24 protein-coding genes are annotated in these 21,185 nt (G+C 30.8%); 10 read left to right on the top strand and 14 right to left on the bottom strand.

Features of this window, described 5'->3' with window-relative positions:
* Positions 1-43: 43 nt before the first annotated feature.
* The 11 genes from H518_RS0109495 to pdxA all read right to left on the bottom strand — a co-directional run bounded on the left by H518_RS0109495 (position 44) and on the right by pdxA (position 10,669).
* Complete coding sequence (locus H518_RS0109495; protein ID WP_028888834.1) at positions 44-2,203, bottom strand: FG-GAP repeat domain-containing protein; 2,160 nt, start codon at positions 2,201-2,203, stop codon at positions 44-46.
* A gap of 294 nt (positions 2,204-2,497) precedes the next feature.
* Positions 2,498-2,911, bottom strand: coding sequence for a YeeE/YedE thiosulfate transporter family protein (locus H518_RS0109490; RefSeq protein ID WP_028888833.1), 414 nt, complete (start codon positions 2,909-2,911; stop codon positions 2,498-2,500).
* Between the two features lies 1 nt (position 2,912).
* The gene (locus H518_RS0109485; protein ID WP_028888832.1) at positions 2,913-3,473 is read right to left on the bottom strand and encodes a YeeE/YedE family protein; all 561 of its coding nucleotides are present in this window, start codon (positions 3,471-3,473) and stop codon (positions 2,913-2,915) included.
* Entirely contained in the window at positions 3,473-4,711 is a 1,239-nt protein-coding gene (locus tag H518_RS0109480; protein WP_028888831.1) for a 3-deoxy-D-manno-octulosonic acid transferase, read from the bottom strand. The genes H518_RS0109485 and H518_RS0109480 overlap by 1 nt, the downstream gene beginning before the upstream one ends.
* Positions 4,712-4,806: 95 nt before the next feature.
* Positions 4,807-5,658 (bottom strand): DUF2911 domain-containing protein, encoded by an 852-nt coding sequence (locus H518_RS0109475; RefSeq protein WP_028888830.1) that lies wholly within the window; start codon positions 5,656-5,658, stop codon positions 4,807-4,809.
* Positions 5,659-5,765: 107 nt separating this feature from the next.
* Positions 5,766-7,103, bottom strand: a complete 1,338-nt coding sequence (accC, locus tag H518_RS0109470) for an acetyl-CoA carboxylase biotin carboxylase subunit (protein WP_028888829.1) — start codon at positions 7,101-7,103, stop codon at positions 5,766-5,768.
* Between the two features lie 70 nt (positions 7,104-7,173).
* Positions 7,174-7,650 carry an acetyl-CoA carboxylase biotin carboxyl carrier protein gene (gene accB / locus H518_RS0109465; RefSeq protein WP_028888828.1) on the bottom strand — a complete coding sequence of 159 codons (477 nt, stop codon included), beginning with the start codon at positions 7,648-7,650 and terminating at the stop codon, positions 7,174-7,176.
* A 26-nt stretch (positions 7,651-7,676) separates the two neighbouring features.
* A complete protein-coding gene (locus H518_RS0109460; RefSeq protein WP_028888827.1) occupies positions 7,677-8,672 on the bottom strand; it encodes a beta-ketoacyl-ACP synthase III in 996 nt (331 codons plus the stop codon).
* Between the two features lie 149 nt (positions 8,673-8,821).
* Positions 8,822-9,016 carry a 50S ribosomal protein L32 gene (gene rpmF, locus H518_RS0109455; protein WP_028888826.1) on the bottom strand — a complete coding sequence of 65 codons (195 nt, stop codon included), beginning with the start codon at positions 9,014-9,016 and terminating at the stop codon, positions 8,822-8,824.
* A gap of 8 nt (positions 9,017-9,024) precedes the next feature.
* Positions 9,025-9,564: a YceD family protein gene (locus H518_RS0109450; RefSeq protein ID WP_028888825.1), complete on the bottom strand. Its 540-nt coding sequence runs from the start codon at positions 9,562-9,564 to the stop codon at positions 9,025-9,027.
* 70 nt (positions 9,565-9,634) lie between these two features.
* Complete coding sequence (pdxA, locus tag H518_RS0109445; RefSeq protein WP_028888824.1) at positions 9,635-10,669, bottom strand: 4-hydroxythreonine-4-phosphate dehydrogenase PdxA; 1,035 nt, start codon at positions 10,667-10,669, stop codon at positions 9,635-9,637.
* 61 nt (positions 10,670-10,730) lie between these two features.
* Between pdxA and H518_RS0109440 the strand changes: the two genes are divergently transcribed.
* Together H518_RS0109440 and H518_RS0109435 are read left to right on the top strand one after the other, a co-directional pair.
* Positions 10,731-11,321, top strand: coding sequence for a riboflavin synthase (locus H518_RS0109440; RefSeq protein WP_028888823.1), 591 nt, complete (start codon positions 10,731-10,733; stop codon positions 11,319-11,321).
* Between the two features lie 224 nt (positions 11,322-11,545).
* Positions 11,546-13,075 carry a patatin-like phospholipase family protein gene (locus H518_RS0109435; protein ID WP_028888822.1) on the top strand — a complete coding sequence of 510 codons (1,530 nt, stop codon included), beginning with the start codon at positions 11,546-11,548 and terminating at the stop codon, positions 13,073-13,075.
* 107 nt (positions 13,076-13,182) lie between these two features.
* Here the strand turns inward: H518_RS0109435 and H518_RS0109430 are convergent, their stop codons facing one another.
* The 3 genes from H518_RS0109430 to H518_RS0109420 are packed head-to-tail and all read right to left on the bottom strand — an operon-like array spanning position 13,183 to position 14,584.
* Positions 13,183-13,506 (bottom strand): hypothetical protein, encoded by a 324-nt coding sequence (locus tag H518_RS0109430; RefSeq protein ID WP_028888821.1) that lies wholly within the window; start codon positions 13,504-13,506, stop codon positions 13,183-13,185.
* 6 nt (positions 13,507-13,512) lie between these two features.
* A complete protein-coding gene (locus tag H518_RS0109425) occupies positions 13,513-13,968 on the bottom strand; it encodes a hypothetical protein (RefSeq protein ID WP_028888820.1) in 456 nt (151 codons plus the stop codon).
* 22 nt (positions 13,969-13,990) lie between these two features.
* The gene (locus H518_RS0109420) at positions 13,991-14,584 is read right to left on the bottom strand and encodes an N-acetylmuramoyl-L-alanine amidase (protein ID WP_028888819.1); all 594 of its coding nucleotides are present in this window, start codon (positions 14,582-14,584) and stop codon (positions 13,991-13,993) included.
* A gap of 120 nt (positions 14,585-14,704) precedes the next feature.
* Here H518_RS0109420 and H518_RS19600 point away from each other — a divergent pair, with 120 nt between their 5' ends.
* The 8 genes from H518_RS19600 (at position 14,705) to H518_RS21065 (ending at position 21,106) form a co-directional block, all read left to right on the top strand.
* Positions 14,705-15,406, top strand: a complete 702-nt coding sequence (locus H518_RS19600) for a hypothetical protein (RefSeq protein ID WP_051263726.1) — start codon at positions 14,705-14,707, stop codon at positions 15,404-15,406.
* Between the two features lie 19 nt (positions 15,407-15,425).
* The gene (locus H518_RS21070; protein WP_155995196.1) at positions 15,426-15,581 is read left to right on the top strand and encodes a hypothetical protein; all 156 of its coding nucleotides are present in this window, start codon (positions 15,426-15,428) and stop codon (positions 15,579-15,581) included.
* Between the two features lie 107 nt (positions 15,582-15,688).
* Positions 15,689-16,921, top strand: coding sequence for a DUF2586 domain-containing protein (locus tag H518_RS0109405; RefSeq protein WP_028888818.1), 1,233 nt, complete (start codon positions 15,689-15,691; stop codon positions 16,919-16,921).
* A gap of 21 nt (positions 16,922-16,942) precedes the next feature.
* A complete protein-coding gene (locus tag H518_RS0109400) occupies positions 16,943-17,371 on the top strand; it encodes a hypothetical protein (RefSeq protein WP_028888817.1) in 429 nt (142 codons plus the stop codon).
* A gap of 174 nt (positions 17,372-17,545) precedes the next feature.
* Positions 17,546-17,881, top strand: a complete 336-nt coding sequence (locus H518_RS0109395; RefSeq protein WP_028888816.1) for a hypothetical protein — start codon at positions 17,546-17,548, stop codon at positions 17,879-17,881.
* A 10-nt stretch (positions 17,882-17,891) separates the two neighbouring features.
* Complete coding sequence (locus tag H518_RS0109390; RefSeq protein ID WP_028888815.1) at positions 17,892-20,087, top strand: hypothetical protein; 2,196 nt, start codon at positions 17,892-17,894, stop codon at positions 20,085-20,087.
* 2 nt (positions 20,088-20,089) lie between these two features.
* A complete protein-coding gene (locus tag H518_RS0109385; RefSeq protein WP_028888814.1) occupies positions 20,090-20,749 on the top strand; it encodes a hypothetical protein in 660 nt (219 codons plus the stop codon).
* A gap of 213 nt (positions 20,750-20,962) precedes the next feature.
* The gene (locus tag H518_RS21065) at positions 20,963-21,106 is read left to right on the top strand and encodes a hypothetical protein (protein ID WP_155995195.1); all 144 of its coding nucleotides are present in this window, start codon (positions 20,963-20,965) and stop codon (positions 21,104-21,106) included.
* Positions 21,107-21,185 lie beyond the last annotated feature (79 nt).

Genomic DNA, 21,185 nt, shown 5'->3' with positions numbered 1-21,185 from the left:
AAAGTAAGAGTTAAGAGTTTTTAAACTCTTAACTCTAGGATAGTTATTCTTTAATTATTTTTTTAGTAATAATTTTGTCTTTTAAAATTATATTAACAACATATAAACCAGGTCTTAATTTTGATAAATCAACTTGCTTTGTAAGAGTTTGTTTAACGGTTGTTTCAATAACAATATTTCCAGCTCTATCTAAAACTTGAATTTTTCCACTTGATCTTTCATTAAGTTTAACTATAATTTTATCTTTAGTAGGATTAGGTGATATATTAATACTACTCTTATCTATACACTCTTTCTTATTGCAACATTCCTTAAGTGTTACATTTGTAGATATTCTTTCCTTACATCCCTTATATGATACTTGTACCGTTATCATACCACTGTTATATGATGTGGTTAAAGTAGTTCCGCCTTGCTGCACAATAATTCCGTTATGCAACCAGGTAATTTCATAATTAATAGAATCAAATCCTTGACCATTAATGCTAATAATTTCTCCAACGCAAATTTCTCCGTCTATTCCTAAAACAGGAATGTTGTCTGGGCAGCACTTTACTACCTCTACACTTTCTGTAACAATTCCTTTGCACCCTATATATGATATCTTTACGGTTATTGTACCGCTAGCAAAAGAAGTCATCAATGTTTCTCCTCCCACTTGAATCTCTTGACCATTATGATACCAAGTAATTTCATAATTACCATTGTCAAATCCCTGACCATTAATACTAATAATTTCTCCAATACAAATTTCACCATTAGAGCCCAAGCTAGGTTGAGAAATTGGGTTTAAAATACTTACAGTGTAATTTGAAAATATATTATTCTCGTTTTCAGTAATTAAGGTATAGGTTCCATATTGGTCTGGTGTATAACATTGATTATTACTTACAAGGAACGATGTTCCGTTGGGATTATTATAATACCAGTTATAGATTAGGTTACATCCTAAAGAAGGAGGGCCACATAATTCTTCGAAATTTTCATTGCATATGTATATTTCTTCAGGAAGGTTTGTTTGAGGTAGCGAAGATGTAATATTTTCATACCAAGCAATACGAATAGAAGAAGTGTATGATCCAAGAACATCCATGTCTCCATCTCCGTCAATATCTCCAGTAGAAACTTTCCAAGCTGCAAAAGCGGAAGAGTCTATAATTTGTTGTGGAGCAAAATTTCCTGTGCAGTTTATTTTATTTTCATGCCATAAGATTTCATGCGGAGTAGAGGTTGTATAACTATATGCTGATACAATATCAAGATCTCCGTCCCCATCTAAATCTGTTAAATTTAAATCTCTAAGACCAGTACTATTAGTATAAATAGTTTGTTGTGCTCCAAAAGCACCTAAACCATCATTCTCATACCAAGCGATACGGTTGTCTGCATAAGAGCCAGATATAACATCGTTATCACCATCACCATCTATATCTGCAGCGTATACAAGAATAGCTTCATCAGCATTTGTAGTAATGGTTTGTTGCGGTCCAAAAGCACCTAAACCATCATTTTCATACCATGCAATACGATCATCGTTTTTAGACGCTGATAATACATCTATGTCTCCATCTCCATCCATATCAGCTGCATATACGTCTGTCATATAATTTTGAGAAGTAATAATAACTTGTTGTGAACCAAAAGTTCCTAAACCATCGGTGTTTTCATACCAAGAAATGCGATTGCTTAAGAAAGATGCGGACAATACATCTAAATCTCCATCATTATCTATATCGGCAGTAAATACACTACTGGCACCATATTCATTTGGAGCAATGATATTAAAGGAACTAAAAGTTCCTAGTCCGTCTAAATTTTCAAACCAATATACATCTCCACTATTAGAAGAAGCCGTTATTATATCCATGTCTCCATCATCATCTATATCGGCAGTATGAATATCTGTCATCCAAATTGATGTTACAACAATATTTTGCGGAGTACTATAATTTCCTAGACCATCTGTGTTTTTTAACCAAATAAAGCCGTTATTAGAGTTAGTTCCATAAGAAAATATAGCATCTAAATAACCATCTCCATCGAGATCTGATAAATGAGACTCCACTACAGAACTATTTCCTAAGTTTACAAAAATATTTTGCTCAGGATTTGGGAAGTTTTGTGCTATTACCGTTAAAGGTAACAGGAAAAATATGGTCGTTTTTAGATAAATTGATAAAAAGTAAAATAATTTCGTTTTCATAAGGTTAGTTTTTTATAATGTTTTTTTAACATCAATAAAAGTATAGTGTAAAAACGAAATGTAAAATAGTAAACCTATTTTCGTAGTTTTAGAATAAATAAGTGCAATATTAGACACAATATTTGAAAAAAGAAATAACTTAATCTTTAATCTAGTTTAAAATAGAGATAAGCATTTTTTGACTTTTCATTGTTTATCATGAAAATCGTAATCAGATAAGATAGAGGTGTTTAATAGATAGTAAGCAAAGTATATTTATAGGTTAAAAATGTTGGTTAGTTCTAAAATAAAAGATTAGTTAGGTAATTTTTTACTTAACACCCCATAAATAAAAGCACCTATTACAGCACCTATTAAAACAATAATAATAGGAAATACACTGTGCCCAATTAATACAAAGATAGGAGCAGGGCACGCACCAGCTAAAGCCCAGCCTAAGCCAAATATAGTTCCTCCAACCAATGTTCTTACAAAACCTTTTTTCTTGTCTTTAACGTTAATTTTATTACCTAAATAGTCTTTAATTATACCGTTTTTAAATAAATACATAAATAGCATAGATATAGCGACTGCCGAACCTATAATTCCGTACATATGAAATGACTGAAATTTAAACATTTCATAGATTCGAAACCATGAAATAGCCTCAGATTTTGTCATTATAATCCCAAAGAAAATACCGAGTATTAAGAATTTTATATTTTTCATGTTATCCGAAAATTAAAGGGAATATCACCCAAGTCATTAATAAACCACCAATAAAAAAACCTATTACTGCAATTAAAGATGGTAGTTGTAAGCTACTCAATCCAGTAATTGCATGACCAGAGGTACATCCGCCAGCATACCTTGTTCCAAAGCCAATTAAAATTCCCGCTATTAATAAAATAGAAAAACCTTTTAAACTTAGCATATTGTCTATACTAAAAATTTCATTAGGCACAAAAGAACTCCCAGCATTTGTAAAGCCTAAATTAGCTAAATCTTCTATTGTTTTAGGATTTAAATTAATAGTTGTACTTACAGATAAGTAGTTGATAGCGATAAATCCACCAATGATTAACCCAAGTAAAAAAACAAGAGACCAGCTTCGTTCTTTCCAATCTTTTTTAAAGTAATCAGAAACTTTACCTGCACCAGCAATAGTACACATAGTTTCTAAATTAGTTGATACACCAAAACTTTTTCCGAAGTAAAAAAATAAGAAAAGTACGACGGCTATTAGCGGCCCAGATATGAACCATGGCCAAGGTTGTAAAATAATATCCATTATAATGTGGTTTTAAGATATTGCATAATAGTTTCAGTTGCGCCAGTATTATCGGAAATATATTTTTGATTAGTATTTCCTAATTTTACTCTTAAATCACTACTGTTTTTTAAAGATGTAAAGGTACTAGAAAAGTCTTCACTGTTTACAACAGTTATAACACTCCCTAATGCAAGTAAATCTGTAGCTTCTTGAAATTTCTTGTACTTATTACCTCCAAAAACTATTGGAACACCAAAGGTTGCAGGTTCTAGTATGTTATGAAGTCCAGTTGCTAAACCACCCCCTACGTAAGCAACATCTGCGTACGAGTAAATTTTAGTAAGTAGCCCTATTGTATCAACAATAAATACTTGATAATCTGATAAATTACCGTTTTCTTTTTCAGAATATAGTATTGTTTTTTTATTAATAGATGTCTGTAATTCTTTTATTTCTTTATGGTTAATGTTATGTGGTGCTATGATGAATTTTTCATCAACTGAAGCATGGTTATTAATGTAGTTTACAAGTAATTTTTCATCTTCTTTCCAAGTACTTCCAGCAATAACTGTATAAGTATTGTTCTTAAATTCAGATATAAAACTTAAATTATTATCTTGTTTTAAAATATCGTAAACTCTATCAAACCTTGTGTCGCCAGCAATAGTAGCATTTTCAAGTCCAATAGATGAGAGTAGTTTTTTTGAAGCTTCATTTTGAACATAAAAATGATTAAAAGCATTTAACTTATTACGCATAAAAGCACCATACCATTTAAAAAAGGATTGTTTATTTCTAAATATACCTGAAATAAGAATAGTTTTAACCTGCTGTTTTTTTAGCTCTGATAAAAGATTAGGCCAAAATTCATATTTTATAATAATTGCTATATCAGGGTGTATTTTGTCAATGAATTTTTTAACATTAGATTTAGTATCTAGTGGTAAATAGCAAATAACATCAGCTAAAGCATAATTTTTTCTTATCTCATAGCCTGAGGGAGAGAAGAAAGTTATTACAATTTTATGATTTTTATACTGCTCTTTTAGTTTTTCAATAATAGGTCTTCCTTGCTCAAACTCACCTAAAGAGGCAGCGTGAAACCATATAACTTTATCTGTTTTATGAATGTTATTTAGTTTCGTAAAAGTTTCTTTTCTCCCATTAATAAATAACTTTATTTTTTTATTAAATAAAGCAACTATATGCAGAAGTATTGATACCTTAAAAAGTAATAAGTTATATAGAAAATTCATAATGCAAATTTATGAAATTAAAAATGAGACTGTCTAGTAAATATTTGTTAGATAATCTCATTTTTAATTTCTTTCTCTCTATATACAATCTCTTTTTAATTAAGTGATTTAAGTAGTAAAGAACATTTAGCAATATACCCATAATCACTTGATTTACTCTTTTTAGCTGCATTTAAGCATTTTATTGCACTTTGCTTAGCTATGCTTTTTTTTCCTATTTTTTTGGCTAGTTCAGCTTTGTAGTAAGTATACCAAAAAGCTACGGGTCTTAATTTCTCAGCTTTATTAAACCATTTAAAAGCAGTGTTTAGTTCTTTGTTCTTTAAATAATAATATTGTGCCGCATCAAAATATGTTTGAGCAGTTGCTACTTCTTTAGAATTGATGATTTTTGTGTTTATTTGCTCTTGAATTATCGCATCTGAATTTACAATAACGGGTATAATTATTTTAGTGTTTTCCCAAGTGAGTATTAAATCAGCTCCATCAATAGTAAAATTCTCAAAACTAATATTTAAAGTTTCTTGAGTATCTCTAATTCTTTTTACTGGAACCGTAAACCTGATCAAATCATTTTTGTTAGCATAGCCCGCACTACCCCATAAATCATTTTTTTTATGGATAATAATAGTCCATTTTTTCTTATTAGGTATTGAATACAACGCATAAGTTCCTGCCGGAATAATATGATTTGCTATTAAAATTTCTTTATCTGTAGTTATTTTTGTTGAAGCATTGGCTCCTGTGCGCCAAACTTTATTGTAAGGTATTAGAGAGCCAAATATTTTCCTTCCTTGTTTATTTGGTTGTCCAAATTTTAAAGTAACATTTGCTAAGCCTATTTTTTGTTTGCTTACTTTGGTGGGACTTAAACTAGGTTTTTCTATCTGGGCTGTTAAGCTAATTGAAGATAGTATTATTAATAGTAGAATAAAATGAACTTTCATGGATTATAACTTTTTGATTATAACCTTTAGACGATGTTTAAATTATAAATTACACAAAAAGGTAATAAAAAAGAGTTAATGAAAATACATTAACTCTTTTTTTATCTTTATTTCATTTCAAAATCTTCCATGAATTTTGTGGTGTAATTACCAGCAATATAATCAGGATGATCCATTAGTTGTCTATGAAAAGGAATCGTAGTTTTTATACCTTCAATCACATATTCATCTAAAGCACGTTTCATCTTATTTATTGCTTCTTCACGAGTTTGTGCAGTAACAATTAATTTAGAAATCATTGAATCATAATTTGGAGGAATCATATAACCAGCATATACATGTGTATCTATACGAACTCCATGACCTCCAGGAGCATGATATGATGTTATCTTTCCAGGAGCTGGTCTAAATCCATTATGAGGATCTTCAGCGTTAATTCTACATTCAATAGAGTGTAATTGTGGTAAATAATTTTTACCAGAAATAGGTACTCCTGAAGCTACTAAAATTTGTTCGCGAATTAAATCATAATCTACTACCTCTTCAGTAATTGGGTGCTCTACTTGAATACGAGTATTCATTTCCATGAAGTAGAAGTTACGATGTTTATCTACTAAGAATTCAACAGTTCCAGCACCTTCGTACTTAATGTATTCAGCAGCTTTTACCGCAGCATCTCCCATTAATGTACGTAATTCATCGGTCATAAACGGAGAAGGAGTTTCTTCTGTTAGTTTTTGATGACGACGTTGTACAGAACAATCTCTTTCTGATAAATGACAAGCTTTACCGTAAGAATCTCCAATAATTTGAATTTCAATATGGCGAGGCTCTTCAATAAGCTTCTCCATATACATATCATCATTACCAAAAGCTGCTTTAGATTCGTGACGAGCAGAATCCCATGCATCTTTTAAGTCTTCAGCTTTCCAAACAGCACGCATTCCTTTTCCACCACCACCAGCAGATGCTTTTAGCATTACAGGATAACCAGTTTCGATAGCCGTTTTTTCACAATCTTCAAAAGTAGGTATTACACCTTCACTACCTGGTACACATGGTACTCCAGCAGAGATCATCGTAGATTTAGCATTTGCTTTATCTCCCATACGATCAATCATTTCAGGCGAAGCTCCAATAAATTTTATATCATGTTCATCACATAATTTAGAAAATTTAGCATTTTCTGATAAGAAACCATAACCAGGATGAATTGCATCAGCGTTTGTAATTTCGGCAGCAGCAATAATTCGATCCATTTTTAAATAAGATTCACTACTAGGTGCAGGCCCAATACAAACTGCCTCGTCGGCAAATTTTACGTGTAAACTTTCTGTATCTGCTTTAGAATATACAGCTACAGTTTTTATTCCCATTTCTTTACAGGTTCTAATTACGCGTAGCGCAATTTCACCTCTATTGGCAATTAATATCTTTTTAAACATACGTTGTAAAAATTTAAAAACTCCAAATAAATAAAGCAAAAGCTGTTATTTATTTGAAGTTATATGTTAATTAAGATGGATCTACTAAGAATAGTGGTTGATCAAATTCTACCGGAGAAGCATCATCTACTAATACTTTAACTATTTTACCTGAAATTTCAGATTCAATTTCGTTAAATAATTTCATTGCTTCAATAACACAAACAGTATCACCAATTTTTACTTCAGTTCCAACTTCAGCAAAGTTTGGTTTATCTGGAGATGGCTTTCTATAAAAAGTTCCAATAATTGGAGATTTTATTGTAATGTATTTAGAATCTTCTTCAGTACTTGAAGTTTCTGTTACAGGGGCAGCTTGGGGTACTGGGGCTTGTGCCGCTATTTGAGGAGCTACAGCCATAGGGGCAGCTGCTTGAATAATTGTAGTTTCAGGAGTTTCGCTTCCAGTTTTAATGGTGATTTTAATATCTTCCATTTCTAACTTTACTTCACTTGCACCTGACTTTGCTACAAATTTTATAAGACTTTGAATTTCTTTAATATCCATATTCCTAATTTTAGTTGTTTGGTTTTTTATGAATTGTATGCCCATTTTAAATAGATAGCTCCCCATGTGAAGCCTCCACCAAATGCAGCAAAAATTAAATTATCTCCTTTTTTTAACTGATTTTCGTAATCAGCAAGTAATAGTGGTAAAGTAGCAGAGGTTGTATTTCCGTACTTGTGTATGTTCATCATTACTTTTTCACTTTCTACACCAACTCTGTTAGCAGTAGCTTCAATGATTCTTTTGTTTGCTTGATGAGGCACTAACCATTGAACATCGTCTTTGGTTAAATGATTTCTAGTAAGCATTCTTTCAGAAACATCAGCCATATTAGAAACAGCATATTTAAATACACTTTTTCCTTCTTGGTGAACAAAATGTTGCTTGTTTTTTAAGGTATCTTCTGAGGCTGGTAAAATAGAACCTCCAGCTTCAATTTTTAAGAACTCACGACCAATACCATCACTTCTCAAGTATTCATCTTGTAAGCCAAGACCTTCATTGTTTGGCTCAAATAAAGCTGCTCCAGCCCCATCTCCAAAAATAATACAAGTAGCTCTATCTGAATAATTAATAACTGAAGACATTTTATCTGCTCCAATTAATAATATTTTTTTATAACGTCCGCTTTCTATATAACTAGCTGCAGTTGACATTCCGAATAAAAAACTTGAACAAGCGGCTTGTAAATCATACGAAAAAGCATTTGTCGCGCCTATTTGAGTAGCAGTATATGTTGCTGTTGAGGCAACAAGCATATCTGGAGTTGCTGTTGCAACAATTACTAAATCGATTTCTTTTGGGTCGATTTTTGATTTTTGGATTAAATCTTCAGCAGCTTTTATAGCCATAAAAGATGTACCAAGAGCTTCTCCTTTAAGAATTCTTCTTTCTTTTATACCTGTTCTGCTGGTAATCCATTCGTCATTAGTGTCTACTAGAGTTTCTAATTCTTTATTTGTTAAAATATACTCTGGGACATACTTTCCCACTGCTGTTATTGCTGCAGTTGTTTTAGTCATAATTGTTTGTTTTGTAATAAAACCAGTTGTCAAAAGTAATGAAAATTATTTCACCTTTTTAAAGAAAAAACATCAAAAAACTTAAATTTTAGTGTTAAAACACAAAAAAACCCTCGAAAAGAGGGTTTTTTATTTTGTAAAAAACTTTTTTAAGCTTCAACAACTGCATTTTCTAATACTACTTGACCTCTGTAGTATAATTTACCTTCGTGCCAGTGAGCTCTGTGGTATAAATGAGCTTCTCCAGTTGTAGGATCAACAGCTATTTGAGGTACAGAAGCTTTATAGTGAGTTCTTCTTTTATCTCTTCTAGTTTTCGATATTTTTCTCTTTGGATGTGCCATTTTATGTTTTATTTATCTGTTAGTAAATCCTTTAATTTATCCCATCTAGGGTCTGCTGACGTTTTTTCTTCAACAGTTTTTTCTTCGTTTATTCTTAATTCTTCTAATCTATTTAAAGCTTCAGATTCCATAGTGCCGTTTAAAACATCTGGATGAATTCTTTTACTAGGAACAGATAGTACTATTAACTCATATATGTATTGAGCTACATTTATTTCATATGCTTCGTGTGGAAGTATCAAAATTTCATCATGTTCGTCGTTGTATTCAGGTCCAAAATTAACAACTAAATCTAAAGAGCCTTCAATTTCTAGGTCAAATAGCTCACCGGTAGTATCACAAGGTACGTTTACGGTTCCCTTTGTTGAGAAAGAAAGTTCAAATAATGTACTTTTCTTTACAAAATTAATATCGGTTTTTAGATCAACATTGTTAAATTCATCGAATTTAAATGCTTCAAAGAACGTGCTTCCAATTTGATATTCAAATAAATGACTGCCTTCTTTTAAACCTACATAAGGTATATTGAATTCTTTTAAGTCTTTCATTTAAGATCAATTTGAGCGTGCAAAGATATAAAAAATGTTTATATTTTTATATTTTACCTAAAAAAAAATACTATTTAACTTTTAAGGTGTTTTTTGCAAGTTCTGTATTTTGTTTTCGGTTCTTAAATATTTGTAATGAGGCGAATAAAGCTTCTTTGAATGACGAGGGGTTCGCTTTGTTTTTACCAGCAATATCAAAACCAGTTCCGTGATCAGGAGAGGTTCTTATTTTACTTAAGCCTGCGGTGAAATTTACACCATTACCAAATGATAATGCTTTAAAAGGTGCTAAACCTTGATCATGGTACATCGCTAAAACACCATCAAATTGTTTGTGCGTTTCTGAACCAAAAAAACCATCAGCCGCATAAGGACCGAAAACTAATTTTCCAGATTCTTTGATTTCGGCTATTGTTGGACGAACAATTTCATCATCTTCTTTACCTATAATTCCGTTATCTCCACAATGAGGATTTAATCCTAATATTGCTATTTTAGGTTTGTTAATGCTAAAATCTTGTTTTAAAGAAGTGTACATTGTTTCAACTTTTTCCTTTATTAATTGAGGAGTAATGGTTTCTGCTATTTTAGAAACAGGAATATGACCTGTAATTAAGCCAATACGTAGCTCATCAGTCATTAATATCATTAAACTTTTACCGTCTAATTTTTCCTCTAAATACTCAGTGTGTCCAGGGAAATTAAAATGTTCTGATTGAATGTTCTCTTTACTAATAGGAGCGGTAAGTAAAATATCAATATGATTGCTTTTTAAAGCATTTGTAGCTGCTTCAAGTGATTTGTATGCGAACTCACCACCTATATCTGTAGTTTTACCTATTGTTATCTTAACTTCTTCTTTCCAAGAGTTCATTAAGTTAATTTTTCCGTGCGCAATTTTATCAATTAAATTAATACCATGAATATTATTGTTTAATTTCAGGTTTTTCTTGTGGTAAGAAATTAATCTATTTGAAGCAAATATAACAGGAGTACAAAACTCAAGCATGCGCTTGTCTTCAAAAGTTTTTAAAATAATTTCAATACCAATTCCGTTTATATCTCCAACTGAAATTCCAACAATAATTTTGTTTGTTTGCTCCATAGTTACTTTCGTAGGTAAAGTTGTATTTTTGATGTAAACAAAAGTAACTAAAATTTAGAGAATGTTTACTGGAATAATTGAAACTGTTGGAATTGTACAAAGAGTAACAAAAGAACAAGAGAACTTACATATAACTGTTCAGAGTAATATAACTAATGAGTTAAAGATAGATCAGAGTGTAGCGCATAATGGTGTATGTTTAACTGTTGTTAATATTGTTAATGATGTGTATACTGTTACAGCGATAAAAGAAACGCTTGATAAGACAAATATTGGAGATTTAAAGATAGGACATGAAGTAAATCTTGAAAGAGCAATGAAACTAGGTGCTCGTTTAGATGGTCATATTGTGCAAGGGCATGTTGATAGAGTAGGTGTTTGTAAAGATATTAAAGACGAAGGCGGAAGTACTGTTTTTACTTTTTCTTATGATTATGAAGAAGGTAGTATAACAATTGAAAAAGGATCGATTACTGTTAATGGTGTAAGTTTAACTGTCGTAAATTCAAAAAAAGATGAATTTAGTGTTGCGATAATACCATATACATTAGCACATACTACTTTTAAAAATTTTAAAGTAGGAAGTAGAATTAATCTTGAATTTGATGTAATTGGTAAATATGTTGCACGGTTACAAAAACTAAATAAATAATGGAATTGTTTTTTTAGTGTAAAAAATGTATTGAATTTAACTGCAGATAGTTGGGTGTGTAATGCTTGTACAGGAAGTTTGATGCAATGGAAATTTACTGAAAAGACAGTATTTGGTTTTATTTTGAAAACAAAAAAGAAGTAGTTTTAAGGCCTGTTGAGTGAAAGAAAAGGTTAGGTGAATTCTTCTTCAATGTATTTTAATTTATTAACCAAATTATTTTTATGGAAATTTTTAAAACTATTGCTTTGTGTTTTTCAGGCGGCGGTTATAGGGCGGCCTGTTTTTCATTAGGAACCCTTTCTTTACTTGAGAAAGTTGGGTTATTAGAGAATGTTAAGGCAATATCTACGGTATCGGGAGGTACTATTACTGGGGTGAAGTATGCACAATCTCAAATTGAAGGAAAAAAGTTTAATACTTTTCTAGATGATTATTATCTATGGTTAGCTAAAGATGAGTTAGCTAGTAATGCTATTAGTCACTTACGTGGTCCTTTGGTATGGAATAAAAAGGAAAATAAGCACAAAAGGAAAAACCCAATTAATGCTTTTGCAATAGAGTACAATAATTTTACAAATCATACTACACTTGGGCAAATTCAGAATTTGATTAATGAAGGGAGTAAAAAAACTCATTTAGAGCGCGTGATTTTTAATGCTACAGATTTTGATAGTACCCATCAATTTAGATTTCAAAATATAAAGGGAAACAAAAAAAGGTTTGGAAACGGGAAATCTCATAGTAAATACAAACATGTTATTAATGATATAAAGCTAGGAGATGTTATAGCTGCTTCTACTGCTTTTCCTGGAGGGTTTGAGCCTATTGGATTTCCGCATGATTTTACACCTAACCATAATAATTTAAATGAAGTGGGTTTAATGGATGGTGGTATTGTAGATAATCAAGGTACTTCGGTTTTTGTTTCTGAAGCGCAAAGGAGTAATGATGATGATTATGATTTGTATTTTGTAAGTGATGTTGCTTCTCCTTATGCAGGTAAAGGCTTTGAATTTGCTTCAAAAAGCAAGTTTAGTGTTTATGTTTCATTGTTGTCTAGTGCATTTACATTGTTAATGGTGTTAGCGGCTACTGTTTTTTTCTTTGTGAAAAAATGGTTGGTATGGTACACTATAAGTGTAGTTTTTTTTGCTGTATTATCCTTTATACATTTTTTGTTTTTCTCACTTTCTAAATTAATGCAAAATCAAACGGGTATAGATCAGCAGTTGTTTTTGCCACCTAGAAGAGTTGGATTTTATATAGCTAATAGGGCAAAATCATTAATGCGAATGGCAGGTGTTATTTTTCTTAAAAACGATAGAAGGCAACATGCAACGGCAATATATAGTGCTTTTCCGAATAAGGTAATTTCATCTACTGTTTATGAATTAAGGTGTAAAGATTCTTCAGGAAATCAAATGAAAAAACCAGAGAGAGTTAGGAATTGGGAAAAAATAGTTAAATATACAGGTGATATAAGCAATGAGATTATAGATAATTCTATTAAAAGTGCTTCATTTGGTACTACATTGTGGTTTACAAAAAAAGACAAAGCTAATAATATGCTAGATAGCTTAATTGCTAGTGGAGAATACACGGCATGTTATAACTTATTGGCTAATATTATTATACAGTATGGTAGTAGATCAACATCAATACCTTTATTTAATGAGTTAATGTTGTTGTGGAAAGAATTTCAGGTGACTCCAACATTTTTAATAGATCAAAGAAAAAAAGACTTTAAATAAAAATAATCCTTTTGTTAAATATTATTGGTTTGAAGTTGAAAGGATAAATAAAATCGCTTTAAAAAATGTATAGACACGTTTTTTTAAGCGATTTTGTGATTTAGGTGTTAAAAAATTAATACTTTGATAGTATCAATAATTGTTTTTACAACTTTATTTTTAAAATGACCCAAACTTATTTTTGAAACCCCTGCAGTTTCCAAAGCTTTTAAGTGAAATAAATCTTTTTGACTTTTAATTAACCACTCATAATCATCTAGTGTTAGTTTTTCTTCCTGTAAAAGAACAGTCCAGCGTTGTAACTTTTCTTTAGATTCGTTTAAGAAGTATTCAATGTCCTTTTTTGACTCTGATGTAAAGTCTGTGTATTTATCCTTAAAAAGGTCAAATAATGATTTTTTTAATTCTTGTAATATCTTTTCAAAGTCCATAGTAATTTAGTTGTTTCCGATATATTGTAAAAGTTGATTTTTATCTGCGATTTCCTTTTTTCCTTCAAAGCGAACCAGTAAGTTCATTGCTTCTGTAATTTGTTGGTTAGCTTCTTTTACAAAGTAACTAGATAGTTTACCTTTCTTTTCCCATCTGTTTAAAAATCCGGCGATAAGGTTTTTTTCCTTGTCTGAAATAATTTTCCACATATTGTAGGTTATTTCATTATTAGGTTTATATTTTTCGTAAGCTACTATTTTACGCATATCGTTTTTTAAACGTTCGATTTCAATACTATTTTCTGCGTAGGTAGTAGTGGCTTTTGCGATTATGTTTTCTGTGTCAATTTTTATTTCTACAGATTTTTGATAAGAGTATTGATCGTAAGGTGCCATTTTTAAAGAAGCACATGATGTTAAAAGGACAACGAGTACTAAAGAGAGTAATTTGATCTTTTTCATAGTAAATATATTTAAGTAATTATTAAAATAGTTCGTTTTTAACACGCACAATAGCGTTTACATGATAGTTTATTATTTTTTGGCGCCCTTCTTTTGTTCTTAAAATGGTTATATACTCTTCGTAGTTGTCCATAAAAAAACTCTCTGTTAATATAGCAGGCATTGCCGTTTTCATAAGTACATAAAACTTTCTCTCCTTGTCTAAATCACCATCACTGTAGTCGGTTCGCAATCGATTTGTAGGAAATGTTTTGGAATACTCTTCTCCAAAAATAGTAGCGATAGCATCGCTTTTTGTGTTTCCTGGTGAAGTAAAGATCTCACTACCATGCCCTCCTCCAGCATTGGAGTGAATACTTAAATAAAAACACTTTTTTTTGGTGAATTTATTAGCTCTGTTAACTCTTGTTTTTAGAGTTACATCTCTGTATTCGGGAGCAATATTTACATACGGAATATTTAAGCTTGTAAGTTGCTCTATTATTCCATTTACAATGGCTCTGTTAAATTCACCTTCGTAAATAATTCCGCTGTTTCCCCAGTCTTTTTTTTTCCCTTTGGTTTGGTATTTACCACTAACAAGACCTCCATGGCCATTGTCTAATAATACAATCATAGCAATTAATTTTTGGATAAAATTAATAAAAAATTAATAAAAAATTAATATTTTTTTTGAAAATGTCACGTTTTTTTTTATAGATTTACAGTGAAAGAATAATTAAAAAAAAATTGAACTATGATCTTGAAAGATTATTATACCCAAAAAAAGGGTCTTATTTCTATGCTCTTAAATGAAGGAGTAGCTCCCAATAAACAAATTTCAATAGGCTTATTTAACGACTTAGTATTTAAAGAAAAATCGAAGGTGAAGTTTCCATTGGTTATGTTTAAATACAATAATATTGGTTGGAATACATCGTCTGAAAATGAATATAAAGCAGATGTTGATTTTAGTGTTTTTGTAGTTTTAAAATCAGATTTTGAAAATGACTATCTAGAAAGTTTTGAGTTAGTTAAAAAAATAGATGAAGCTGTTTTACTTCACCCAACTCAATCAGAATTAATTGAAAATAACGAGGCTTTAGTATCTGGAACAACTACAGAAAGGTTAATTACCAATTCTGCATTTAAAGTTAGAGAAGGACAATATACGGTTGAAGATGATAATTGGGAAAAGAATGAATTTTTTATATGGGAAATTAACTATAAAACCACGTTAATTGAAAAAGAGTATAAGAAAAAATATGCTATGGTAAGTAATGGAGCATTCGTAAAAAGTGATCTTAGTACGAAAAAGAAAAAAGAGAGTGTAAAAGGAAATTTACAGAAGTTAGGATATGATCTTGATGATTATTATGAAATAACACAGAATGGTAAAAAGCTTTTGGTGTATAAAGAAATAAATGAAAAATTGACTTTGAATAGTAAAAGAATATAAAATTTAAAAAAAAAGAAAAATGAAAAGAAATTTAAACTTGATTAGAAAAAGAAAAGAGTTTGTAGAATACTATGTTGATAGTAATCAACATAAGCAAATGAAGCTTGTAGTTTCAGAGCTTTCTGAAAGATTATTTTTATCTGAGCGCACCATTTATAACATTATTAGTGAATAAGCTTTTTACTGAAACTACAGTATTGAGGTTTAGAATTTATAGCTTAATAAAAAAGGGTAATCTATTTTTATGCTATTAAAAAAAAATGTTTAAAAAATTAAAAAATTATGGGCGTACTATTTAATGATGTAGTCATCAACAAGCTCTCAGGAGGTTTAGGTCGTAGAACACCAAGTAAAGACATGGTGTCGGGGTTATTGTTTAATAATTTATTTGCTCCTGCTGGGAATAGAAAACAAAAAAATGTAAAACAAAGCCAAGTATTAGAAAAAGATAAGGTATATCGTTTAGCATCGTTAAAAGATGCGAAAGCTCTTGGTATTGATGAATCGTATGATGTACATGGAGTATCTGCTTTTTATCAGATTTCTCAGTTTTTTAGAATGAACCCTTCAGGAGATTTATTTATAATGGCATCTGAGGAGCCAAATTATGGTGATTTGGTAAAGAATAAGGTAGAAGAAATGCTGTTAAAAACAAATGGAGATATTCGTCAGTTGGCAGTTATATTTAATGGAAATACAGAGTTTTCGGTAACTGAAATAGCTATAGCAAATGCTAAAACAGTTACAGAGAAAGCATTTAAAGACTTTAGACCTTTGGAAATTATTTTAGAAGGAAAAGGTTTTGATCCTAAAACGGTGACTAATTTAAGTGAAGCTGGTGCCGAAAATGTTTCTGTAGTAATTGCTATGGATAAAGAAGTAATAGCTACCAATACTAATTATGGTAATACGGCTGCTGTAGGAGTGTTATTAGGTGCGATATCAAAAGCAAAAGTATCTGAAAATATTGCATGGGTTGAGAAATTTAACCTTACAGGTGAAGGTTTTCGTTCAGTTGGTTTTATAGGAGGAAAAGAGCTTCTTTCTGAAGGTCAAATGAAAACATTAGATGAAGCAAGGTATATTTTTACACGTAAGCATACAGGGGTTCCTGGAGTTTATTTTAATGATAGCCATACGTGTACGCAACGTACATCTGATTTTGCATTTATTGAAGCAAACAGAACTATTAATAAAGCAGCACGAATTGCACGCACAGCATTATTGCCAAAGTTAAATTCACCAGTATTAGTAGATCCTGATACGGGAAAATTAGCGCCAACGGTAGTTAAGGGATACGAAACTTTATGTAAGGCAGCCTTAGAAAGAATGATTAGCAATGAAGAGGTTTCTGAAATAGAAGTATATGTAAACCCTAATCAAGATATTCTAGCTAATTCAGAGCTTCAAATTGAAATGTCGGTAGTACCTATGGGAACTGCTCGTAGAATTATTGTGAATTTAGGATTTAAAAATCCGTTTCAATTAAAAGCAGTAGCGAAACCATCAAATTAAAAATTGTAAAAACGAAAAAACATGTCTCAATTACCATTAATAAACGGTCAACGTCACAGTTGGTCATCTATAGAAATAAACTTATTAGACCGTATTGTAACGGGTATTACAGCTATTAGTTACGACGATTCAGAAGCAAAAGAAAACCATTACGGTGCAGGTAATATGCCTGTGCATAGAGGTAGAGGTCGTTATGAAGCAAATGCATCTTTTACTTTGTATAACTATGAAGTAGAAGCTATACAAACATCATTACCAAGAGGAAAACGTATGCAAGATGTACCACCTTTTGATGTTAAAATTAGCTTTTTGGAGGACGGAAGCGATCAAATAGTAACACACGTAATACGTAATTGCGAGTTTAAATCTAATAACAGAAACATGAGTCAAGGAGATACTAAAATTGAAGTATCGTTAGATCTTATTGTATCTCATATTGAATGGAATTAGTAAAACAAAAATTATTGTTAGTGGTTAATTTTAGGTAACAATATTAACAAAAAATTGTCAGTTCGAGCAGCGTCGAGAACTAATAGTAAACAAAATAAGTATCCCGTTTTATATTGAGTTATCAAAATAAAACGGGATTTTTTTTAAAAATTGGACATACTATAAAGTATTATTATGGAAAACGAAACAGTACAAGTATTAGATGGAAATATTACAGAAGTACAATTAAAACATTGGAAACATAAACATAAAAGAGTCGTAAAGTTATCAGTTGAAGATGATGACGGAAAAACATTGCACGCTTATTTTAAAAAACCAAACATAGCTATTCGATCAGCAGTATTACAAGCTTCAAAAATGGATGAGTTTAAAGCGTTAGAAGTGCTATTTAAAAATTGTTTTTTAGGAGGCGATCATGCTATTGAAGAAGAAGATGACTTGCGATTAAATATTACTACGTCATTTTCTGAATTTATTCAACCTAAGCCTGTTAAGATAGAGGTTTTGTAATGCATACTGTATGTATATAGAAAAGATACAGCTTAAAGGACGTACATTAGATGAGGCTATTCTTCGGTTTAAATTGGAGTTAGAGTCTAAAATGACAGCTGTTGATGAATTTCCTATTAAACTAGTTGATGGAGAAAAGTATATTAACATAGGTGGAGAATGGTTTGGTATGCTTGAAGAGGTTGCTGTTTCAGCGACAGGGATAGGTAAAAAATTTAATGAGGTTAGAAGTGCTTTGGCTGGTACTGGTGCTGTTTACGAAGTTCTTAAAGCTTTAAAATCATGGAAGATTAAAGGGAAACGTCGTCATGAAATTACTGAGAACGTTGCATATGAGCACTTCAATAAAATAACAAAAAACCTTAATTTATTAGGCTTTTCTAGCATAGCTGCTTATGAAAAAACTATTAGGGATTTCCAAAATTTAGTTAAGAAAAAGGCACATCGTTTTGTAGATAATTATTTTTACATTTACGAAGATTCGTTAGCAAAAGAAGAAAATAAACTAACAAATGAAATATATGTTAACCAATTATATGCTAGATTAATTAATTCAGAAGCATCTAAATATCACGAAGGTAATAGCATAAGTTTAGAGTTTAATAAAAGAGGGACAGAACAAGGAGAAAAAAGAAGGTTAAAACAATTTAAAGAAAGGGAAGCAAAGAAAAAAATAGGAAAAGAAGCGATTGATAGTTTAGGTTTGTTTTTAACGAAATCACCAAAATTTGATTACGATGAGCTGTCAAAAGTAGCATCTAAAGAAGAAATGGTAGCTGCTTTGAAAACGGAAATTAGTAATCAGTATGTTTATATTCAAGATTCTAGAGAATATATAACAGAAGGAGATACTGTTTTTGAATTTCCTGAAATCATTCAACAAGTTTTAAAGAAAGAAGGCATAGGTGCAGGTAGTGTATTATACACTATCGTTATGGATAAAATAAACGATGTAGCACGTAACCAAATACTACATGGAGTAGCGATAGCTGTATTCGCTATAGCAGTTGGTTTATTAACAGCAGGAGCAGGAACCATGGCTGTTTTAGGAGCTACAACTGTAGCAGCAGCAGGAATTTATGTAACTACCCAAGACATAAAAAAATATCAAGGTAACTCAGCATTACATGCTATAGGGTTAACCGATAAAGAACCAAGTATTGTATGGGTTATTATTTCTATTGTAGGTACAGCTTTAGATGCAGCAGCTTTAATTAAATTAGTAAAATTAGGGCGTGGTTTAGGAAAAACAGTAGATGCTATTGATTTTGAAAAGCAGGTGTTGGCTATGCAAGAGCTTACCGGTGCTATGAAAGCTAACATTATTAAACAGGCTCGTTTGGATAAGGAGCTTAAGTTGGCGATGAATTCTTTAAGAGGAAAAGCATTTATGATGGCAGGAGGTTTAGACCCTCAGGTATTTGTAGCTATGCGAGCAGCTATAAAAAAAGGACTTGTTAATTTTGATCAGTTTTTATTAGAGTTAAAAGCACAAAAATTAATTAGGAGTATGGAAGATTTATCTCCTGAGCAAGTAAAGTCGTTAAAGGAGGCGTTTAAAGATGGACTAGAAAGTATAAAAGTTTCAAAAGTTCTTACCGATGAAAACGTAGTAAAAGAAGTTAAAATTCTTTTTAAGAAATTTTTTAATAATAATGAAGGTAAAGCCGCTAGAGCCACCAAGAATCTTACAGTAGAATCTGGAGGAAAAAAAATGGCAGAACGACTCCTACGAAGAGACTATGTAGATAGTAAAGGTTATAAAGATCTTGTTGCCAATTTGAAATTAAAAGGAGACAACCAAGTAGAAAAAGTAACACAAGCATTCAATAACGCAGACGAGCTTACTAAAAAAGGATATAAAAATATCTTTTTTGAAAGAAGTACAAAAGAGTTTGGTTATGATGCAGATGTTGGAGCTATTGCTATAGTTAGTTCTAATAGTAAAGATGTATATATACAATTAAAATATGTAGTTAGTAATAAAAAAATAACTAAGCGATTAATAGAGGGGTATAAAGAACTAATAGGTGCACCTAAAAACAGTATAAAACAAATAGAATTGAAATTGCCAAATATGAGATATAAAGATTACAAGGGAATAAAAGAAACTACTTTTACTGAAGTAGTTTCAGATTTAAACTCCGAATACGGAAAAATGAACGTTAAAGTTATCTTTGCAGATAATACTATAAAAATATATTAAAAATGATAATACTAGATAGAAAGATATTTGGGCCAAAACCTATTGCAGATTGGTTTTATGACTTTTTTGAATTAAATATTAACAGAGATTTTGAAGCAAGTCTTGATGGAGATGGGAATGAAGAGATATTAAATCTTTTAGATTGCCTTTTAAAAACCTTTGAAAAACATCAATTATTTTTGATTAATAAAATAGAAATTATTGGTTTTTTACCTTCAGACAAAAATAAAGAAAACAGGATAGAAACATCTATTCCTGTAAAACCTATAAGTTCTTATCAAAACATTCAAGAGTTAATTAAAAACAACTTAAAAGAACCTTTAAACTTTCGTAATATTTCCTTCGTTGGAAAAACATTAATATATAAAGGAAGTAATAATAAAGAATATCATGATGGCATATTTTATTTTGAAACTGTTGCTAACATTACAAGTATTGGAACGTATTGTGATGTTTGGCTTCCTTATGATTTAAATGGTAAGATACAACAAGAAATATATAAATTAAATGCTCCTAGATTAGAAGAAGTGTTTAAAGAACTTGAGGAAATAACAGGTTTAGAACCTATTTGGGACGGTGGTAAATATGCTATTGTAAATAAATATAAACTAGAAAATCATACATGGGATGACGGAAGGGCTATGGATGTGCTTGAAGACTAAAAGTCCTAGCTTAGTATTACAAGATATGATTATACGAGAAAATTTGGAAAATATTTCGGAGAGGAATAAAGTATTAATTGAAGTTTAAAAAGAAAAGCTAGCCTATTAGGTTAGCTTTTCTTTTTAAACTTCAATTTTGTAACCTTATTAAACAGGCTCGTTTGGATAAGGAGCTTAAGTTGGCGATGAATTCTTTTAAGAGGAAAAGCATTTATGATGGCAGGCGGTTTAGACCCTCAGGTATTTGTAGTTATGAGAGCAGCTATAAAAAAGGGTCTTGTTAATTTTGATCAATTTTTGTTAGAGTTAAAAGTGCAAAAATTAATTAGGAGTATGGAAGACTTATCTCCTGAGTAAGTAAAATCGTTAAAGGATGCTTTTATTAAAATTAAAAACAGAAGAGAGGTTAAGTTATTAGATGAAGCGCAATTAGGGA

This window comes from Tenacibaculum ovolyticum DSM 18103, from assembly GCF_000430545.1.
Classification (GTDB): Bacteria; Bacteroidota; Bacteroidia; order Flavobacteriales; family Flavobacteriaceae; genus Polaribacter; species Polaribacter ovolyticus.
Note: the sequence above shows the minus strand (reverse complement) of the source record. Positions and strands in the feature narration are given on the sequence as shown.

What these genes read in the sequence shown, in the direction of transcription:
- H518_RS0109420 (WP_028888819.1), bottom strand. Translation starts at nt 14,584, where the DNA reads ATGATTGTATTATTAGACAATGGCCATGGAGGTCTTGTTAGTGGTAAA.
- H518_RS21070 (WP_155995196.1), top strand. Translation starts at nt 15,426, where the DNA reads ATGAAAAGAAATTTAAACTTGATTAGAAAAAGAAAAGAGTTTGTAGAA.
- rpmF (WP_028888826.1), bottom strand. Translation starts at nt 9,016, where the DNA reads ATGGCACATCCAAAGAGAAAAATATCGAAAACTAGAAGAGATAAAAGA.
- H518_RS0109450 (WP_028888825.1), bottom strand. Translation starts at nt 9,564, where the DNA reads ATGAAAGACTTAAAAGAATTCAATATACCTTATGTAGGTTTAAAAGAA.
- H518_RS0109435 (WP_028888822.1), top strand. Translation starts at nt 11,546, where the DNA reads ATGGAAATTTTTAAAACTATTGCTTTGTGTTTTTCAGGCGGCGGTTAT.
- H518_RS0109440 (WP_028888823.1), top strand. Translation starts at nt 10,731, where the DNA reads ATGTTTACTGGAATAATTGAAACTGTTGGAATTGTACAAAGAGTAACA.
- H518_RS0109390 (WP_028888815.1), top strand. Translation starts at nt 17,892, where the DNA reads ATGTATATAGAAAAGATACAGCTTAAAGGACGTACATTAGATGAGGCT.
- H518_RS0109490 (WP_028888833.1), bottom strand. Translation starts at nt 2,911, where the DNA reads ATGAAAAATATAAAATTCTTAATACTCGGTATTTTCTTTGGGATTATA.
- H518_RS0109425 (WP_028888820.1), bottom strand. Translation starts at nt 13,968, where the DNA reads ATGAAAAAGATCAAATTACTCTCTTTAGTACTCGTTGTCCTTTTAACA.
- H518_RS19600 (WP_051263726.1), top strand. Translation starts at nt 14,705, where the DNA reads ATGATCTTGAAAGATTATTATACCCAAAAAAAGGGTCTTATTTCTATG.
- H518_RS0109485 (WP_028888832.1), bottom strand. Translation starts at nt 3,473, where the DNA reads ATGGATATTATTTTACAACCTTGGCCATGGTTCATATCTGGGCCGCTA.
- H518_RS0109495 (WP_028888834.1), bottom strand. Translation starts at nt 2,203, where the DNA reads ATGAAAACGAAATTATTTTACTTTTTATCAATTTATCTAAAAACGACC.
- H518_RS0109395 (WP_028888816.1), top strand. Translation starts at nt 17,546, where the DNA reads ATGGAAAACGAAACAGTACAAGTATTAGATGGAAATATTACAGAAGTA.
- H518_RS0109400 (WP_028888817.1), top strand. Translation starts at nt 16,943, where the DNA reads ATGTCTCAATTACCATTAATAAACGGTCAACGTCACAGTTGGTCATCT.
- accC (WP_028888829.1), bottom strand. Translation starts at nt 7,103, where the DNA reads ATGTTTAAAAAGATATTAATTGCCAATAGAGGTGAAATTGCGCTACGC.
- H518_RS21065 (WP_155995195.1), top strand. Translation starts at nt 20,963, where the DNA reads ATGATGGCAGGCGGTTTAGACCCTCAGGTATTTGTAGTTATGAGAGCA.
- H518_RS0109430 (WP_028888821.1), bottom strand. Translation starts at nt 13,506, where the DNA reads ATGGACTTTGAAAAGATATTACAAGAATTAAAAAAATCATTATTTGAC.
- H518_RS0109385 (WP_028888814.1), top strand. Translation starts at nt 20,090, where the DNA reads ATGATAATACTAGATAGAAAGATATTTGGGCCAAAACCTATTGCAGAT.
- H518_RS0109460 (WP_028888827.1), bottom strand. Translation starts at nt 8,672, where the DNA reads ATGACTAAAACAACTGCAGCAATAACAGCAGTGGGAAAGTATGTCCCA.
- H518_RS0109405 (WP_028888818.1), top strand. Translation starts at nt 15,689, where the DNA reads ATGGGCGTACTATTTAATGATGTAGTCATCAACAAGCTCTCAGGAGGT.
- H518_RS0109475 (WP_028888830.1), bottom strand. Translation starts at nt 5,658, where the DNA reads ATGAAAGTTCATTTTATTCTACTATTAATAATACTATCTTCAATTAGC.
- H518_RS0109480 (WP_028888831.1), bottom strand. Translation starts at nt 4,711, where the DNA reads ATGAATTTTCTATATAACTTATTACTTTTTAAGGTATCAATACTTCTG.
- accB (WP_028888828.1), bottom strand. Translation starts at nt 7,650, where the DNA reads ATGGATATTAAAGAAATTCAAAGTCTTATAAAATTTGTAGCAAAGTCA.
- pdxA (WP_028888824.1), bottom strand. Translation starts at nt 10,669, where the DNA reads ATGGAGCAAACAAACAAAATTATTGTTGGAATTTCAGTTGGAGATATA.